This window comes from Streptomyces griseorubiginosus (genome assembly GCF_017614965.1).
Lineage (GTDB): Bacteria > Actinomycetota > Actinomycetes > Streptomycetales > Streptomycetaceae > Streptomyces > Streptomyces griseorubiginosus_B.
In genome coordinates this window covers 1-17,720 of record NZ_WVUG01000178.1, presented here as the reverse complement: position 1 = coordinate 17,720, position 17,720 = coordinate 1, and the positions used below count along the sequence as shown (strand labels likewise).

Below are 17,720 nucleotides of genomic sequence, written 5' to 3'. Positions count from 1 at the left end.
CCCCCGCCCGCGTCCTCGCCGCCTCCGCCCTCACCGCCGCCGTCCTCGCCGGCGCGAGCGCCTGTACGGCTCTGACGGACGGGGCGGGGCAGCCGGTGCGGGGTGCCTCCCCGACCGTGAAACCCTCGCCGACCGCCCCTGCCGCGCCGCCCGCCCTCACCGAGGCGCAGGCCCAGGCCGCGCTGGTCACGGCCGCGGACCTGGGGGATCCCTGGGCGCCCACACAGGGGGCGGCGACCTGGCGGGACGGCGTGCTGAAGGCGACGACCGACGCGCCCGACTGCCGCCGGCTGCTGGACGCCCTGTACGCCGACGACCTGTTCGGCACCGACGCCCGGATCCGGGCCGTGGTGGGGCTCGACGACGCCCTCGACCAGGCCCAGTTGCGCTACCAGGTGCTGACGCTGGACGCGGGGGACGTGTCACGGACCCTGGACTGGATGCGGGCGCTGCCGCGGACGTGCGGACGGTTCACGGCCGTCACCCAGTACGGGGCCGTGCAGGGCGTGCAGGTCACGGAGGCGCGGCTGCCCGAGGTCGGGGACGCGCGGCAGGGGCTGCGGGTGACGCTGACCGGCGCGACGGCGGACGGCGAGCCGACCGTGCTGACGCTGGACGTCGCCGCGGTCCGGGCCGGCGAGGACACCGTCGCCGTCACCGACGGCGGCCTCGGGGACGTCTCCCCGGACGTGACCGCGACGGCCGTACAGAAGGGCCTCCAACGCCTGGCCGACGTACGCAGACAGGGCCGCGCACAGGTCTGAACGGCACGGACCCGCCGAGCGCTCAGAGGGGATCCGGGGTCCCCTCCACCAGTTCCCGTGGGTCGAGTCTGCGTTCGGCGAGGGCGCGGGCCACGGTCGACAGGGAGAGCTGCTGCTTCTCCGCGTGCCGGCGCAGCAGTTCGTGGGCCCGGGCGAGGGAGATGCCCGCGGTCTCCGCGAGCAGGCCCTTGGCCAGTTCCACGGTCGCCTTGGCGGAGACCGCCGCCTGCAGGGACGTCAGCAGGTCGTGCGGGCGCCTGGGCGCGGCCGGCCAGTGGGTCAGGGTGAGCGCGGCGATGTCGCTCATGCCCTGGGCGACGACGAGGTCGGCGGCCGGCAGCACGTCGCTGTGCCGGTTCGCCAGCGCCACCGCGCCGATCGGACGCCCGTCCAGGCGCAGCGGCAGCACGTGCATGGAGGCGTAACCGGCGGCCAGCGCGCACTCGGTGTACTCCGGCCAGCGGCCACCGGCGCGCAGATCGTCCGCGGCGACCGGCTCCCCGGTGCGGTAGCAGTCGACGGACGGCCCCTGGTCCCGCTGCACCTGGAACAGGTCGAGGCGGCCGAGCCCGTCCTCCGAGGCGGACATCGGGCGCAGCTCGCCCCGTGAGTCCGCCATCACGACCCCGACGGCGTCCACGGCCAGCAGGCCGAGGCAGTGCTCGCCGAGCCGGGCGAACAGGTCGAGCGGGTCGAAGTGCGCAGCGAGGGTGTCCGCCAGATCGACGAAGGCACGCGTCAGCCGCAGCTCGCGGTTCATCCGGTCCTCCTCACACCGAGGCTACGCCTCTTCACCCCTCGTCGTGCCGGAGCGTCCTCAGTCACGGTCGAACCTCTTCCTGTGCGAGACGATGTCGCGCGCCACCTCGAGCGCGGTGCTGTTCTGCGCGAACGCTCGGGCGCGCAGCCGGGCCAGCGCCTCGTCGGAGTCGACCCCGAGCTGCGCCATGATCATGCCGATGGCCTGGTAGACCTCGTCGTGATCGGTGGCGAGGCCGCTCAGCCAGGGATCGTCTCCGCCCGGCGGTCCGTTCTCCGCCTGCCGGGGCAGCGCCATCAGCGCGATCGTCATGACGCTGGCGACCAGCAGCGCGGTGCGCATCTCGCGCTCGGTCAGTTCGCCGGGGGTTTCGCGGTACAGGTCGAGCGTGCCCACACAGACGGCGTCGTTGCCCAGCGGCACCGAGTACACGGCGGACACGCCGAGGGAGGTCGCCTCGTGCGCGAACACGGGCCAGCGGCGCGCGTCCGGGCCGTCCGTCAGATCGGAGGCGAGGACCGGGGCGCCGATCTCGGCGGCGTACATGCACGGTCCGTCGCCCAGGGTGGCCTGCACCTCGGCGAGGTGGGCCGCCTGGTCGTCGCTGGCGCTCAGCTGTATCGGCATGCCGTCGCTGCGCAGGGAGACGCTGGCACCGACCACCGGCAGCAGCTTGACCGCGACCGTGCAGAGCCGGCCGGGGATCTCGCCGGGTTCGGCGTCCCGCACCCCCTCGGCGATCACGTCGGCGGCCCGGACCCGGTCGATCCTGCGCTCCGCCGGTGCGTCGGCGCCGCCGCGACGCGGGTCGTCGCCCGGCCCGTCACCGGGGAAGCCGTCGCGGTCGTCCCTGGGCCGCACGGCCACCGCCTCCTTCGATCGCAGCGCGGCCATTATCGTCCACGGGCCCCCGGGACGCGTTCACCCGGAGGAGGGTCGCGGCTCGTGCCGAGCCCCTCAGGGGCGCACCCCGACTACCCGTGGCCGAAGGAGCGAAACGTGGTCGTGTGCTCGCGGGGTGAGGAGCTCACAGGCCTCGTCGGCGGCCTCCAGGAGCCGGGTCTGCAGGCGGGCCCGGGGCTCGCGGAACCGGCCGGGACGCGGCTTCCCGGACCGGTCTTCACAGCGCGGGCACCGCTCGCTACCGTCGGCTGTGGTGCGTGTCAGGCAGCGGCCGCACAAGGGCGAGCCCGATGGCCCCGCTCCCGGTCGGGCGTTCACGGCCCGTTGCGAGCACTTCTCCCGGCCCTTCCGCACCGCAGGACCGCCCCCGAGCCCTCGTCCCCGTGACCGCCACGCCGACCGGGGCGTCTCCCGCCGTCCCGAGCGGGCACGGGGGCTTCCCCGGCGAGCGCGCGTACGGGGAGCGGCGCGCCCTCGCCCGGCGGCCACCGCCCACCACCAGGCGGTGGCCGCCGCCACCCCTGCCCGGGTGCCGTGCGGGCCCTCGTCACAGGTCCCGTGCGGGCCTTCGTCACAGGGGAGGCTGGGCCGGGGCCGGGCCCAGGGTGGTGGTGCCGGGGGCCGTGCGATGCCCGAGGCCCGTGCGGTAGGCGTCGAGGGCGGCCTCGACCCGGCCCGTGCGGCGGAGCAGGTCGCCCAGCAGACGGCACAGGTCGGCCAGGTCGCCGGCGGCGCCCGCCCGCTCCAGGAGGCTCAGGGCGCGTACGTAGTGCTCCTCGGCTGCCTCCGTGTCGCGGGCGTCCTCGGCGATGATGCCGAGCAGACGGTGGGCGGCGGCGGAGTGCAGGGCGCCGCGCTCGGAGTTGAGGGTGCTGAGCACCTCGTTCAGCAGGTCCGCGGCCTCCTCGGACTTGCCGCGCCGGTGCAGCACGTCGGCGAGTTCGGCGGCGGCCTGGCTGCTGTAGAGGGCGGCCCGGCCCGCCGAGAGCATCTTCAGGGCCTGTCGCAACTCGTCCTCGGCCCGCTCCAGTTCGCCGTTCTGGGCGCAGACGTACCCGCGCATCCAGTGGCAGTTGGCGAGCTCGGTGCGCAGCTGGAGGGTCCGGTACAGCTCGGCGGCCTTGGCGAGCGAGGCGTCGGCCTCGGCGATGCGCCCCTCGGCGAGCAGGGTGCGGGCGACCGAGCGGTGCATCCGGGCGACCAGCGCGGGGTCCCCGGCCTGCGGGGCGAGGGCGAGCGCGAACTCGGCGGCCTTGGCGGCGCGGGCGTGGACGCCCATGTCCATGTAGGGGCCGATGATGCTGGCGTAGAGCAGCAGCAGCGCGTCGGGGTCGTGCAGGCCGCCCCGGTTCAGCTCGTCGAGGGTCGACTCCAGCAGGTAGACGGCGTAACGGAGTTCACCGGCGAGGTAGTGGGAGACGGCACGCCCGCGCAGGGCCGGCACCCGGGCGGGCAGCGGCGCGTCGGCGAGGGCCTGCTCGGTGCGCTCGAAGTACCCGCGGGCGGCGGTCAGTTCGCCGCTCTCCAGGGCGCACTCGCCGAGTCCGAGCAGCGCGGCGGCCCGGACGTCGGCCAGGTCGTGCTCCTCGGCCTCGGCGAGCAGGGCGGTGTACCGGTCGGCGGCGTCCTCGACCTCGCCGGCCGCGAGGGCGCGCTGCGCCCCGGTCAGCCTGAGCCGCAGGTCGGTGGCGAGGTGGGCCGGTCGTCCGGTGACCAGTTCCTCGTAGGCCACGCCGAGCCGCTCGGCGATGTGCCGCAGCGCCTCCTCGGAGGGCCGCACCCGGCCGGCCTCCAGGGTGGAGATGTAGGCGGGCGTGTACGCGGGCTCCGCCAACTGCCGCTGCGTCAGGCCACGTTCCCCCCGCAGCTGCTGCACCCTGCGCCCGATGGTCTCCGGATCGTCACGTTCCGCCATCCCAACTCCCCCTGGCCCTCTTGCTGTTGTCCGCTGGAGCCCCTAGGTTAAGCGGCACCTTAAGCGCGTTTAATACAACACTGTTGAAACGCCATTGAGAGGTTGCCGTGCTCCGAAACATCTCCGAGCGTTACGCCCGAGGTCTCGGCGCAGCCATCGTCGCGGTGGCCGCCCTCCTGCTGGCCGCCAACGCGGTCCCGGCGAAGGCGGACGACGCGCGGGAGGTCGGCCAGGTGCGGCAGATCCACGACGCGGGCCGGTGACGGCGGCCCCGGCCCCCGCCGTGGAGCGGGCCCCTGCCGGGGTCAGCACTTCCAGGTCGCCCAGTACCACTGGCCCTTCATCGAGCCGTCCGAGTTCATCACCGGCGTGGTGATCTGCACGCCTCCGGTGCCCCGGCCCGGGTAGTACCAGTAGTAGTGGCCGTCCCTGCGCTTTCCGTAGTGGACCTCCAGCCAGCCCTGGGAGTGCCGCCAGTAGGGGGCGAACCAGTAGCCGCCCGCCTCATGGGGCTGGATGTTGCTGCTGAGGGTGGTGCTGGCGCTGGTGGTGGTGCCGACCTCCCACTTCTCGGTCTGGGACACGCTGGCGGACACACCTGCCTCGAACGTGTCCTTGAGTCCGGCGGACACCTCCACCGAGGTCTGCTGCTCGAAGGAGTACGAGGTGGAGCGGTCGGTCCGGAAGGTGATGTCGAAGCGCAGCGGGGAGCTTCCCGCGCAGTTGTTCACCGTGTTGCCGACCTGACGCCGCTTGCCCAGCGCGGTCCAGGCGTTGACCTGGTGGTACTGGCACGAGTCGGCTCTGCCGTGGTTGCAGTCCCAGATCACGTCCGGCTTGTCGTCGCCCCAGCCCGGGCTGGTGTTGGCGTTGGCCGTGCCGGTGGCGAAGGGGAGCATGAGCAGGGCGAGAGCCGGCACCAGCAGGCCGCGGCTCAGGTTCCGCTTGAACAGCTTCATGGGTGTACTCCTGGTCGTGCGCCGGCGTCGAGCGGCCGGCGTCACACCAGAGCGTCGTCTCCCGGAGGTTGATCGGACACTCGTCCCCCGGGCTCGATCAATCGCTCGGCCTGGCCGGACGTCGGTGTTCACCGACGCGTGGCCGACCCGTCGCACACCTTCCGGTACGGCACCTCCGGTACGTACGTCCGCCACTGCGCCGGCGTCAGCCCCGTTCCGTCCGCCCGTGCGCACACCCGGGTCTCGGCGTGGCCGGGGTCGACGTCGTAGCGCTGGAGGGGGACGTGCGCGCTGCCGGCGTAGACCGTCGTGCCGTCGGGGGCGAAGGCGAGGGAGTCGATGGCCTCTCCCGGTGTGGTCAGCGGGCCGCCGAGGGGCTGCTGGGTGGCCACGTCCCACAGTTGCAGGGTGCCCGCGTCGCCGCCCACGGCGAGGGTGCGGCCGTCGGGGCTGAAGGCGACCGCGCCGACGCCCTCGGGAGTGGTGCCGAGCGGCGCGGGGAAGACGTTGCGCAGCACACCCGCCCGGCGGCTCAGGCGGCCGTCCCACAGGGCGACCCGGCCCGTCTGGTCGCCGGCCGCCAGCCGGGAGCCGTCGGCGGTGAAGGCGAGGGCGCCGATCTCGTCGCCCTGCACCAGGTCCCGTGCGGTGACCCGGCCCGAGGGCAGCCGGGCCGTCTCCCCCTCGCCGATCATCAGCGCGCCGTCGGGGCGCAGCGCCATGTGGCTGCCGCTGACGCCGTCGAGCAGTGCCGTGCGGTGCCGGCGGGCGATGTCCCACACCTCGGCGGCCATCCCGCCGACGGAGGTGCTGCGGGCGAGGGACAGGGTGCGGCCGCCCGCGCCGAGCGTCAGTTCGACCACCGCCTGCCCGGGCAGGTCCAGCGCGCCCACGGGCCGCCCCCGGGCCACGTCCACGACCGTGATCGGCTGCCGCCGCGTCTCCCGCCCGGGCGCCGAGACGCCGTACCCGAACCGGCGGCCGTCGGCGCTGAACGCCAGCAGCGCGAGGGTGTCGCGGGGGACGGTCGGCAGCTCGGGGTCGTCGGAGACGGGCACCGGGACGGCGGGGAAGGTGCGCAGCAGGCGGCCGTCGGCGGTCCGGCGGAGGCGGAAGACGTAGTGGCCGCCGGTGCGCACGGCGGTGGCGTAGGTGCGGCCGTCGGGGGCGAGCCGTACCTCGTCGACCGGGGCGGAGTGCCAGGCGGGAGTGACGGCCGCCGCGAGGTCGAGGGTGTGGACGGTGCCGCCCTCCAGGTAGCGCAGGGTGCGGCCGTCGCGGTCCCAGAACAGGCCGCCGTAGAGGTGCTGGTTGTTCAGGGCCCGCCGGAAGACGGGCGCCCCCGGGGCGGCGAGCCGCCAGACGCGGATCTCCGCCTGGTCGGCGGTGGCGAGGAACGCGCCGTCGGGGCTGAAGGACAGGTACCGCACGCCGGTGTCGTGGAGGTCGGCGGTCGCGCGGCCGGTGCGGGTGTCCCAGACGCGCAGTCCGCCGCCGGTGACGGCGGCCAGGTCGGTGCCGCCGAGGGCGATGACCTCTGTCTCCTCGTCGCAGATCCCGTCCCGCTGCCAGGCACCGGCCAGGCGCCTCGCGCGGGCGGTGTCCCACACCTGCGGGGTCCGGCCGGAACAGGCGGCGACCAGGCGGCCGTCCGGGCTCACCGCGGTCAGGCCCGCGTCCGGCGCCCCGGCGTCGAACAGCACCCGCCCGCCGGCACTGGAGCGCAGCCGTATCCGGTCGCCCTCGGCGGCGAGGACGGCGTGACCGTCGCCGGTGACGTGCAGGTCGCCGGTGTCCCGCAGGGTGCCGGTGGTCCAGCGTGCCCGGGCGGTGTCCCACAGCCGCACCCCCTCGTCCCCGGTGACCCCGAGCAGCCGCCCGTCGGGGCCGGTCTCGGTCACCGTCCCGCCGGGCAGCCGGCCCGATCCGACGCGCTGGTGGGTCCGCACGTCCCAGGTGCGCCAGCGGCCGCCGTCGGCGCTGAGCAGGACCCGGCCGCCGTCGGCGAGCAGCCGGGTGGGGCCGTCGCCGGGCGCGGGGTCGGTGAAGGTGTCCGTCTCGGGCTGGTCGAGGGAGCCGAGCAGGGCGCGGCGGGTCTCGGGCAGCTCGGCGACACGCCAGGCGGCGGCGCCGAGCAGCAGCGCCGTGCGCGGGTCGGTGGTGCGCAGGGCGTCGGCGACGTCGGCGACCCGGCGGGCGGCGTTCTGGGTGCGCTGGGTCCGGTTGTCGTCGTACTCGCGCCACACGGCGAAGCCGGTCAGCAGGGCGACGGCCAGGACGGCGGAGAGCGAGGCGGCGAGGACGCGGTGTCTGCGGCTGGTGCGAAGGGCGGCCCGGCGTTCCGCCTCGCGGGTCTCGACGGCGGCGGCGAGGAAGGTCCGCTCGGTCGCCGTCAGCGCGGGGTCGTTCGCGGGATCCGGGAAGACTTCCTCGGCGCGGGCCAGCCGGGTGCCCCGGTACAGGGCGCCGGGGTCGCGGTCGTGCTCCAGCCAGCCGCGGGCGGCCTCGGCGAGCATCCGGTGGTGACGCAGCCGTTCCCGGTCCCGTTCGATCCAGCCGTGCAGCCGGGGCCAGCAGGTGATGAGCGCCTCGTGGGCGAGCTGGACGCCGTCCTCGTCGGCGGTCAGCAGGCGGGCGCGGGTCAGCCGTTCCACGACGACGGGCACGTCCGGGCCGGCCCAGGCGGTCAGCTCGGCGCGGGTGAGGGGGCGGCGGGTGTCGGGGGTGCCCTGGCCGGGCTCCACCATCCGCAGCAGCAGATGCCGGGCGGCGCGGGCCTGGGCGGGCGACAGGCCGCCGTAGACCTCCTCGGCGGTCGCCGCGATCGCGCCGCGCACCCCGCCGGCGGCCTGGTAGCCGGCGAGGGTGAGCAGGCGGCCCTTGCGGCGGCGCCAGGTCTCCAGCAGGACGTGCGAGAGCATCGGCAGTCCGCCGGGCTCGCCCTGGACCTCCTCCACCAGGCGCGCGGTCAGCGTCCGCTCGACCAGGAAACCGGCCGCCTGGGCCGGCCCGACCACCGCCTCGCGCAGCTCGTCGGCCGTCATCGGGCCGAGCAGCAGCCCGGCGCCGGACAGCGCGTCCGCCAGTCCCCGGTGTTCGGCGCAGCGGGCGTAGAAGTCGGCGCGCACGGCGACCAGGACGCGCAGCCCGCTGCCCGGGTCGCGGGCGGCGAGCAGCAGGTCGATGAAGCGGGAACGCTCCCGCCGGTCGCGGCAGAGGGTGAAGACCTCCTCGAACTGGTCGACCACGACCCAGCTCTCCGGCTCCCCCGGCGCGGGACTGAGCAGGTGTCCGTAGGTGGCGGCGGGCGTGGGCCCCGGGGTGAGGATGCGCAGGACGGCCGGGCAGGCGCGGGCCGCGATCTCCTGCCGCAGCCGCGGGATGAGGCCGGCGCGCAGCAGGGACGACTTGCCGCTGCCGGAGGGGCCGAACAGCACGGCGAACCGGTGCCCGCGGACCAGCTCGCCCACCTCGTCGATCACCCGGTCCCGGCCGAAGAAGAGGTGCTGGTCGCCGGGCTCGAACCGGGCGAGGCCGCGGTACGGCGCCGGGCCCTCCGGCTCCTCCTCCGCGGCGGCGCCGGCGAGGTGGGCCTCCGCCTCCTTCCAGCGGGTCTCCCACTCGCCCGGGTCGCCGCCGCAGGCGCGGACGTAGCCGCGCACGACGTCCAGCGAGGGCAGCCGCTCACCGGCCGCCGCCTGGGACAGGGTCGTCGCGGAGAAGCCGGCCGACTCCGCCATCGTGCGGTACGAGGGGCTGCCGGCGGCCCGGCGCAGCTCGCGGAGTTGAGAGGCGAGGCGCTGGACCGGCCCGGCCTCGGGATCGACGGGTCTTTCGGGTCGGCCCACGGGGCGCCCACCTCCGTACCACTGGTGGCTTTCGTACGGCTTTCGTACGGGCCCGAGGTGACGACGACATGACGTCCTGACAAACACCCGGGGGTGCCGGAATCGCGGAGTTGATTGGCGTGGCGAAAGGGCCTGCCGATCAACTTTCCGCTTGTCAGGGTCGGTTGCGTTCCGCCGGGCCCGCACGGATCCGGGTCCGCACCGAGCAACCGGAGACACCACACATGTCCCTGACTGTGAAGAACATCACCCTGTCCCGTCTGGGCCGGGCCGCCGTGGTCGTGGGCAGCGCCGTCGCTCTCGCCGTCGGCCTGGCGGGCAGCGCCGACGCCGCCGTCCTCACCCCCCTGCCGCAGAAGGCCGGCACCTTCGAGCTGAAGTACATGCCGGAGTTCGACTACGACAACGACAGCTGCTTCCCGGCGGCGGCCGTCGACGCGGGCGGACACCTCAACGGCGGACTGAGGAACAGCGGGTCGATCACCGGCGGCTGCCGCCACGGCCACCTCGGCAGGGCGAACACGTACACGCAGGCGTGGTGCAAGAACGGCTGGTGCGCCTACATCTACGCCCTGTACTTCGAGAAGGACCAGACCCTCAACGGTGCCGACGCCTTCGGCCACCGCCACGACTGGGAGAACGTCATCGTCTTCCAGAAGCAGGGCGAGGAGAGGCCCCGCTACATCGCCGCCTCCCGGCACCACGACTACAGCACCCACCCGGTCAACGAGGTGCCGATGGACGGCAACCACGTCCAGATCGTCTACCACAAGGACGGCGCGGGCACGCACGCCTTCCGCTTCGCCAAGTGGGGCGAGCGGCCGGAGGCCTGGGGCGACGGCGGCTGGGACAAGCCGGCCCCGGTCGACATCCAGCAGATGGACGACACCCCGCGCAACGCCCTGTGGAACTCCAAGTGGGGCAACGCCAACTTCCCGCTGACCGGCAACTTCCAGAACAACATCAACAAGGCCCGGCCCGCCGAGGTCCCCGCGTTCTGACGCCGGCCCCCCAGGACGCGGCCGCCGACGGCACTCCCCCCTGCCGTCGGCGGCCGCCTTGCGTACGCTGCCTCCCGTGACCTCCGCCGCCGCCCGCGCCGCACTCGACCTCACCGCCGGTCTCCCGGTCGCCGACCTGGCCGACTTCTACCGGGACCTGCACCGCCATCCCGAGCTCTCCCTCCAGGAACACCGCACGGCGGCCCGGTTCGCCGAGCGGCTGCGGAAGGCCGGGTACGAGGTCGAGGAGGGCGTCGGCGCCACCGGCGTCGCCGGGATGCTGCGGAACGGCGACGGACCGACGGTCCTGCTGCGCGCGGACATGGACGCCCTGCCGGTCACCGAGGAGACCGGGCTGCCGTACGCCTCCGAGGTGCCGGGGGTGATGCACGCGTGCGGGCACGACCTGCACGTGACCTGGCTCGCGGGTGCCGCCGAGGCGCTGGCCGCCGGGCGGGACGCCTGGAGCGGCACCCTGCTCGTGGTCGGCCAGCCCGCCGAGGAGACCGGCGAGGGCGCGGCACGGATGGTGGCGGACGGCCTGTACGAGCGGCTCGCCCGGCCGGACGTGCTGCTCGGACAGCACGCGGCGCCCGGACCGGTGGGCTTCTACGCCCACACCCCGGGACTGATCATGTCCGCGTCGACGGACATCGACATCGTCGTGCACGGCCGGGGCGGGCACGGCTCACGGCCCGAGACGACCGTCGACCCGGTCGTCACGGCCGCCTACCTCGTCACCCGGCTGCAGACGGTCGTCTCCCGCGAGATCGCCGCCCGTGAGTCGGCCGTACTGACCGTCGGGCGGATCGAGGCGGGCACCCGGCACAACATCATCCCGTCCGAGGCGCGCATCGCCCTCAATCTGCGCACCCAGTCCGACGAGGTGCGCGAGCGGATGATCGCGGCGATCCGGCGCATCGCGGCCGGCGAGGCGCTCGCCGCCGGCTGCCCCCGCGAGCCGGAGGTCCGGGTGGGCGCGACCTTCCCGGTGACGGTCAACGACGCGGACACCGACCGCCGGGTGGCCGCCGTCCACGAGGAGGTGCTGGGGACGGGGACGGTGCTGGACTTCGGCCCGGTGATGGGCAGCGAGGACTTCCCGAGGCTGGCCGAGGGCGGGATCCCGTACGACTACTGGTTCGTGACGACGACGCCGGCCGAGGTGTGGGACGCGGCCGAGGGCGCGGACCTGACGGAGAAGTTCCTTGCCGTCCCCAGCAACCACAGCCCCCGCTTCGCACCCGACCTCGCGACGATCACGCCGGGCGTACGGACGCTGGTGTCGGGGGCGCTGGCCCACCTCGCCTGACCGACCGGTCCTCAGCCCTGCGTCTGCAACTGCCGCAGCTGGCGCTGGACATGGTCGAGTGCCCCCTGCCGGCGGCCGGGCACCCGGGAGCGCAGGTCCGCCAGCCGGGACCCGAGTTCGCGGGCCGCCTCCGGGTCCCGGATCTGCCCCCACTGGTGGTGCGCCCGGTCCACCGCCGTCTCGACCTCCGGCGCGTCGGCCGCCTGCCCCGCCGTCAGCCGCGCGGCGGCCACCCCCAGCCAGGTACGGCAGCTGCGCACCGGATCCCCGGCGAACATCGCCAGGTCCGCCCGGACCTCGGCCCAGTGCAGCGCGGACTCGGACCCGGGGCCGTACGCCCTCAGGGCCGCCTGCTCGTGCCGGGCGGCGAGCGCGTCGGCGTCGGGGTGCCGTCCGGAGCGGACGGCGGCGGAGATGACGGCGTGCGGGTCGTCGACGGCCGGTGGTTGTCGGGGCGGCACCGCCGGCGCGGTCAGCACCAGCCCCGGTGCCTCGTCGGCGATCCGGCTCAGCGCCTGCTGGTGGAGCTGTTCCAGGGGTGGCCGCCGGCCGCTTCTCAGCAGGGTCGCCACCGCCTTCATGTACGTCGGCACGGCCACCTCCCTGCGGGCGGGCGGCGGCGCGATCCGGCCGTGGACCACGGCCGTGCGGCCGCAGTCCAGAGCGTTCGCCCGCAGCCACTCCCAGGTCGCGGCGTCCGCGTGCAGATCGAGCAGCAGGGTCGTCGAACCGGCGGGGCGCAGCCGGAGTTCCTCCCGGATCCAGTGCCAGGGCAGGCCGGTGTAGCGGACCGTGGAGGGGGTCGTCCGGGCCAGGGCCAGGTGCGGAAGCCGCTGGCGGCGGTCGAGTTGGAGCTGTCCGGTGACGAAGACGGTGAGCGGGCCGGGAGCCGCCGCGGCGGCCCGCAGCCGGGTCAGCACCGCCTGCGGTTCCAGTGGGTCGGCGAGTTCGACGACGTTGGCCGTGTCCGTGCCCGACAGCACCGACGGCGGGACGGCGGCGAGGACGGGGAGCACGGAGGCCGCGTCCACCAAGCACCCCTTGCCCGCCGGGGCGGCGGCGAGCAGCAGCACGGTTCCTGGCATCGGTCCCTCCCCATCCCCCGTCGATCACGTACGGCAGCACCGTAACCGCTGCGGCTGCAAAGGTGGGTCTCAGGACTGCAAACGGGCCCTTCCGCCCGCGTCCGCCGACCTGCCCCTTCCCTTTCCCCCGTATCAGGCGCCCTCCCACTTGCCAGGCCCCTTCCCCAGGTGTGCATTGGTAGGGGGGCGAGGAGAGAGAGGAGCGCTCTCATGGCTCATGCGGGATCCACGTCCGGCGGGATGATGGGGCGGGTCCGGGCGAACCGGGCCGCCCGCCCCACCCGCACACCCGACCTCTTCGACGAACGCGTCCACACCGCGGGGCGCTACGGCATCCCCGTGGTGCTCGGACTCCTCTACGGCTTCTGGGCGGCCGCCAACCGCCGTGGCGGCGGTGAGATCACCGGCTGGAACATCCTGTTCGGCTTCGTGACGGCAGCGGTGTTCATCGTGCTGTGCATCGCCGTCGCGACCTTCGCCCCGCTGCTCAGGCGGGAGCTGCACTCCCTGGTGAAGTCCGCCTTCGCGGGCGCCTCGATCGGCTTCCTCTACAGCCAGACCGGCGAGTCGGTCCTGCGGTCGGCCGCGCTGGGCGTGGTGGTGACGGCCGGCGTCTTCCTCGTCTTCTTCTACCGCTACTACACACGCGAGGACGCCGTCGGCAACCGCGTCCGCTGACCGGGCGCGACGGCACCGGTACCCCGTACGGAGTCGTCCCGCTCGCGGGTCCGGCGCCCGGGCGGTTGCCTGGGAGCGTGCCCTCACGCCTCAGGAGCGCCCTGTCGGCCGCTCTGATCGCCCTCGCCTGTCTCCTCGCGCCCTGCGGCGCGCTCGCGGCCTGGGCGGCGTACGGGCTCGCCGACACCGGCGTGTACGTCACCACGATGGCGCCGCTGTCCGCCGACCCCAACGTCCGCGACGCCGTCGCGGACACCGTGGGCGCCGGGATCATGGACGAGGTCGGCGACCGGGCCGACGTGCGCCCGATGCGCTCGGCGGTGCGCCCGTTCGTGCAGGACGCGGTGCGCTCCTTCACCCGCACCGAGGCCTTCCGCGCCGCCTGGGACGCCGCCAACCGGGTCCTGCACGACGCGGTGCTGCAGGCCCTGCGCGACGACCGCGAGGGCGACGTGACGGTCGACCTCGCGCCCGTCACCGCGCAGGTCAAACAGCGGCTGGCCGACGACCACATGCCGCTGGCGAGCCGTATCCCGGTCGAGCACACGGCGGTCAACGTTCTCCCGGCCCAGGACCTGGACCGGCTCCGGAAAGGGTTCCACGTGCTGGAAGTCGCCGGTTTCTGGCTCCCCGTGGCGGCCGTCGTGTTCGCCCTGTCGGGCATCGCGGTCGCCGCCCGCCGCCGCCGCGCGCTCACCGCGACCGCCCTCGGCACCGCGCTCGGCGGCGCCCTGCTGGGCCTCGCGGTCGTCGTCGGCCGCGATCTCACCCTGACCGACCTGCCCGAGGAGGCCCGCCGTCCGGCCGCAGGCGCCGTCTACGACGCCCTCACCGAGACCCTGCGCGAAGCCGCCTGGCTGCTCGTCGCGGTCGGTCTGGGGGTCGCCCTGACCGCCTGGCTCATCGACCGCCGGGGCCACCCCGTGCGACGCCGGCGAGTGTCGCCAGCGCCCGTTCCAGATCCGCCACAGCAGCCGACGCGAGCCCGAGCCTGACGGCGTCCGGCGTCCGGCCGGGGTCCACCGCGAAGGCGGGTCCCGGGGTCACGGCGATCCCGTGCCCGGCCGCCGCGGCCGTGAAGGTGTCCGCCCGCCAGGGTGCGGGCAGTTCCCACCAGGCGTAGTAGGCCCGCGGATCGCACCGCACCCGGAAGCCGCCCAACCATCGCCGAACCAGCCGCTGCCGGTGCCGCGCGTCCGCCCGCTTGGCGGCCACCAGCCGGGCCACCGTCCCGTCCTCGATCCACCGCACCGCCGCCTCCAGCGCGAACCGTCCCGCGCTCCACCCCCCGGACCGCACCACGTCCGCGGCCTCCTCCGCCCGGTGCGGCGGTACGACGAGGAAGCCGACGGTGAGCCCGGGCGCGACCCGCTTGGAGAGCCCGTCGACGACATGGGTGAGCCCGGGGGCGTGGACGGCCAGCGGCTCCTCCGCGCCGTCCGCCAGGAAGGACCAGATGCGGTCCTCGACGACCGGGATGTTCAACTCCCGCACGACCGAGGCCACTTGACGTCGGCGAGCGCCGCTCATGGTCACCGAGGTCGGGTTGTGCAGGGTCGGCTGGACGTAGAGGGCGGACAGGGGTGCACTGCGGTGTGCCGCGGCCACGGCGTCCGGGAGCAGTCCGTCCCCGTCCGTGGCGAGCGGCACCAGCGTGACGCCGATCCGCGCCGCGATCTCCTTGACCAGCGGATACGTCAGCTCCTCGACGCCGACCCGGCCGCCCGGCCGGACCAGGGAGGCGAGGGCGGCGGCGATGGCCTGCCGGGCGTTGCCGGTGAACAGGACGCGGCCGGGGAGGCCGAGCAGGGCGGACGCCGCCTCGCGGGCCGGCGCGGTGCCGTCGGCGGGGGCCGGTCGGAGGGCGTCGGTCAGGACGTCGGGGCGGGTCAGTGGCGCGAGGGCCGGGGCCAGGAGCTCCGCCTGGCCCGGCGCGGAAGGGTAGTTGAGCTCCAGGTTGACCGGTGCCGTGGTCGCCGGTTCGGTGAGCGCGCGTCCGCCAGGCCGCGGGGGAGCGGCCCGTACGAAGGTGCCGCGTCCGACCTCGCCGACGACCAGACCCCGCCGGACGAGTTCCCCGTACGCCCGCTCCGCCGTCGAGGCGGCCAGTCCGTGCCGGCGGGCGAACGTCCGCTGCGGGGGCAGCCGTTGGCCGGGCTGGAGACGGCCGGCGGCGATGTCGGCGGCTATGCGGTCGGCGATGCGCCGGTAGTCGTGTCCCATGCGAGGCCCCCCTGACCTGTACGGATCGATTGCACCGAGGGCAAAGATCTTATTGCACCGAGGAGTTGGGCCGACCTAGGGTCGTGGTCATGGCGATCCCCCTGGTGCTGATCCACGGCCACCCCTTCGACCACACGATGTGGAACCCGCAAGTCGAGGCGTTCTCTCCCTCCCGCCGCGTCATCGCCCCCGACCTGCGCGGCTACGGCGGCGCCCCGGCCGGCCCCGAGGTGACCCGCTTCGAGGAGTTCGCCGGGGACATCGAGGCGCTGCTGGACCGGGAGCGGGTGGAGATCTGCGTGATCGCCGGGCTCTCCATGGGCGGCCAGATCGCGATGGACTGCTACCGGCGGTTCCCGGACCGCGTCCGGGGCCTGGTCCTCGCCGACACCTTCCCGGCGGCCGAGACCCCCGAGGGCGTCCGCACCCGCCACGCCATGGCGGACCGTCTGCTGCGGGAGGGCATGCGCGGGTACGCCGACGAGGTCCTGGAGAAGATGGTCGCCCCGTACGCCGACGCCCGGGTCAAGGCGCACGTCCACCGCATGATGACGGGCACGTCCCCGGCCTCCGCCGCGGCGGCCCTGCGCGCCCGCGCCGCCCGCCCCGACTACCGCGACCTGCTGACGAGGGTGAGCGTCCCCACCCTGGTCGTCGTGGGTGAGGACGACGAGTACACGCCGGTCAGGGAGGCGGAGGCGATGCACGCGGCCCTCCCGGACTCGACCCTGTGCGTGATCGAGGGCACGGCGCACATGCCGAACCTGGAGCGGCCCAAGGAGTTCGACGAGGCGTTGCGGCGCTTCCTGGCGCGGATCGAGGACCGCCCGTAACCTCGGGGTTCGTGACCTACTCAGCCCGGCGGCTCGGCGCCTGGTGCGCCGGGCTGCTGCTGGCCGCCGTCAGCGTGGTCGTGGGCTGCAGAGCCGCCGGCACCGACGGCGTCACCCCGATCCCCCAGGTCCTCGCCTTCCTTCCCTGGCTCCTCGCGCCCACCGCACTGGCCGTGTTCCTCGCCCTCCTCGCACGGTGGCGGCTCGGCCTGGTGTGGTGTCTGGCCGTCCTCGCCCTGCTGGCGTGGTTCATCCGGCCGTACGGGCCGTCCGGCGAACCGCACGGCACCCCGCTCGCCGACTTCGAGGTGCTCACCTCCAACGTCGAGTTCGGGCGCGGCACCGGCTCCCTCGTCACCGTCATCCGCGCCAGGAGACCGGACATCGTGTTCGTGGAGGAGTGCGAGTACACCTGCCAGGCCACCCTGCGCCGGGAGCTCGGCACCGACTATCCCTACCGGCAGGCCGTCGAGGCGGGCGGCTCCGGCGGCTCGGTCGTCCTCAGCCGCTTCCCGCTGCGGGGCACGGCCCCCGTCACCGGCACCATGGGCATGCCCGGCGCCGTCGCCGACGTGCGCGGACACGCGGTACGGCTCCAGCTCGCGCACCCCATGCCCCCGCTGCCCGGCCAGATCGGCCTGTGGAACCGCGAACTCGGGCGGCTGCGGGACACGGCCGCCGCGACCCGCGCACCGCTGATCCTGGCCGGCGACTTCAACGCCTCCCAGGACCACGAGGCCTTCCGCCGCATCCTCGACACGGGCCTGCGCGACGCCGCCCGGCTCGCCGGCCACGACCGCACCCCCAGCTGGCCGGCCCGCACCGCCCCGGTGATCGGCGCCCAGATCGACCATGTGCTCGTTTCCAAGGAGTTCTCGGCGAGCGACGCCCGGTTCCTGCACGTGTCCGACACCGACCACCGCGCGCTGCTGGTGCATCTCACCCTTCACCGGCAGGGATGACGGTCCGGCGTACCGGGAATGGCCGGAACTGGAGGGTGCGAGGGCCGCACGGCACCCGCGCACCCCGGTCCCGGCACTCCCGTAGCCGATTCTCAGCCACCCGGGACGCCGGAAACACCGACAAGCACCTCAGACGCCCGGGGACGCCTCAGACGCCGATGTCGCGGCCGTCCCTGCGCCACACGGCGACCACGGCGGGCCGAGTGAGTGAACGCCCTTGAGTCCAGGCGCTATTGACACAGGACGATTTCCCTATTCCGCCCCTGCCCAAGATCGCCATCTGGGGCCGCTAACCTTACGTGTCCGTCCTGGCCAGCGATTGACGGGCTTCAACTCACGCGAAGGGTTGCGCACATGGGCATTCTCACCTCCCTGCGGAATGCGTTCGGCAGGTCACGCAAGGGGCGTGCCTCCGAAACAGAGGGTGCCGACGGAACCCCTTCGCAGACACCGGCACCCACGGTCCCGTCCCCCTCC

At 74.6% G+C, this 17,720-nt stretch carries 15 protein-coding genes; 8 read left to right on the top strand and 7 right to left on the bottom strand.

All coding sequences use genetic code 11. The features are described 5' to 3' along the window. On the top strand, window positions 1-764 hold a 764-nt coding region (locus GRC12_RS28185; protein WP_208782183.1), incomplete at its 5' end, for a hypothetical protein. Window positions 765-786: 22 nt separating this feature from the next. Here GRC12_RS28185 and GRC12_RS28180 read toward each other — a convergent pair. The 3 genes from GRC12_RS28180 to GRC12_RS28170 form a co-directional block, all read right to left on the bottom strand. Continuing rightward, window positions 787-1,524 (bottom strand): GAF and ANTAR domain-containing protein, encoded by a 738-nt coding sequence (locus GRC12_RS28180; RefSeq protein ID WP_208782182.1) that lies wholly within the window; start codon window positions 1,522-1,524, stop codon window positions 787-789. A gap of 57 nt (window positions 1,525-1,581) precedes the next feature. After that, a complete protein-coding gene (locus GRC12_RS28175; RefSeq protein ID WP_208782181.1) occupies window positions 1,582-2,418 on the bottom strand; it encodes a GAF and ANTAR domain-containing protein in 837 nt (278 codons plus the stop codon). Window positions 2,419-2,998: 580 nt separating this feature from the next. After that, window positions 2,999-4,342, bottom strand: a complete 1,344-nt coding sequence (locus GRC12_RS28170; protein WP_208782180.1) for a tetratricopeptide repeat protein — start codon at window positions 4,340-4,342, stop codon at window positions 2,999-3,001. A 107-nt stretch (window positions 4,343-4,449) separates the two neighbouring features. Here GRC12_RS28170 and GRC12_RS28165 point away from each other — a divergent pair, with 107 nt between their 5' ends. Then, window positions 4,450-4,605 (top strand): hypothetical protein, encoded by a 156-nt coding sequence (locus GRC12_RS28165; protein WP_208782185.1) that lies wholly within the window; start codon window positions 4,450-4,452, stop codon window positions 4,603-4,605. A 42-nt stretch (window positions 4,606-4,647) separates the two neighbouring features. Here the strand turns inward: GRC12_RS28165 and GRC12_RS28160 are convergent, their stop codons facing one another. Both GRC12_RS28160 and GRC12_RS28155 read right to left on the bottom strand, forming a co-directional pair. Next, window positions 4,648-5,301 carry a hypothetical protein gene (locus GRC12_RS28160; protein WP_208782179.1) on the bottom strand — a complete coding sequence of 218 codons (654 nt, stop codon included), beginning with the start codon at window positions 5,299-5,301 and terminating at the stop codon, window positions 4,648-4,650. A 128-nt stretch (window positions 5,302-5,429) separates the two neighbouring features. Next, a complete protein-coding gene (locus GRC12_RS28155) occupies window positions 5,430-9,149 on the bottom strand; it encodes an nSTAND1 domain-containing NTPase (RefSeq protein WP_208782178.1) in 3,720 nt (1,239 codons plus the stop codon). 224 nt (window positions 9,150-9,373) lie between these two features. On the opposite strand from GRC12_RS28155, the gene GRC12_RS28150 reads away from it, so the two are divergent. Then, window positions 9,374-10,150, top strand: coding sequence for an NPP1 family protein (locus tag GRC12_RS28150; RefSeq protein ID WP_208782177.1), 777 nt, complete (start codon window positions 9,374-9,376; stop codon window positions 10,148-10,150). A gap of 76 nt (window positions 10,151-10,226) precedes the next feature. Further along, a complete protein-coding gene (locus tag GRC12_RS28145) occupies window positions 10,227-11,462 on the top strand; it encodes an amidohydrolase (RefSeq protein ID WP_208782176.1) in 1,236 nt (411 codons plus the stop codon). A gap of 11 nt (window positions 11,463-11,473) precedes the next feature. On the opposite strand, the gene GRC12_RS28140 is transcribed toward GRC12_RS28145, so the two are convergent. After that, a complete protein-coding gene (locus GRC12_RS28140) occupies window positions 11,474-12,547 on the bottom strand; it encodes a hypothetical protein (protein ID WP_208782175.1) in 1,074 nt (357 codons plus the stop codon). A gap of 210 nt (window positions 12,548-12,757) precedes the next feature. Here GRC12_RS28140 and GRC12_RS28135 point away from each other — a divergent pair, with 210 nt between their 5' ends. Beyond that, window positions 12,758-13,225 (top strand): hypothetical protein, encoded by a 468-nt coding sequence (locus GRC12_RS28135; protein ID WP_439959907.1) that lies wholly within the window; start codon window positions 12,758-12,760, stop codon window positions 13,223-13,225. A gap of 77 nt (window positions 13,226-13,302) precedes the next feature. Then, complete coding sequence (locus tag GRC12_RS28130; RefSeq protein ID WP_208782174.1) at window positions 13,303-14,220, top strand: hypothetical protein; 918 nt, start codon at window positions 13,303-13,305, stop codon at window positions 14,218-14,220. Here GRC12_RS28130 and GRC12_RS28125 read toward each other — a convergent pair. Further along, complete coding sequence (locus GRC12_RS28125) at window positions 14,126-15,448, bottom strand: aminotransferase-like domain-containing protein (protein WP_208782173.1); 1,323 nt, start codon at window positions 15,446-15,448, stop codon at window positions 14,126-14,128. The genes GRC12_RS28130 and GRC12_RS28125 overlap by 95 nt on opposite strands. 89 nt (window positions 15,449-15,537) lie before the next feature. Here GRC12_RS28125 and GRC12_RS28120 point away from each other — a divergent pair, with 89 nt between their 5' ends. Further along, window positions 15,538-16,281 (top strand): alpha/beta fold hydrolase, encoded by a 744-nt coding sequence (locus GRC12_RS28120; RefSeq protein WP_208782172.1) that lies wholly within the window; start codon window positions 15,538-15,540, stop codon window positions 16,279-16,281. An 11-nt stretch (window positions 16,282-16,292) separates the two neighbouring features. Continuing rightward, a complete protein-coding gene (locus tag GRC12_RS28115; RefSeq protein WP_208782171.1) occupies window positions 16,293-17,243 on the top strand; it encodes an endonuclease/exonuclease/phosphatase family protein in 951 nt (316 codons plus the stop codon). Window positions 17,244-17,720: the final 477 nt, after the last annotated feature.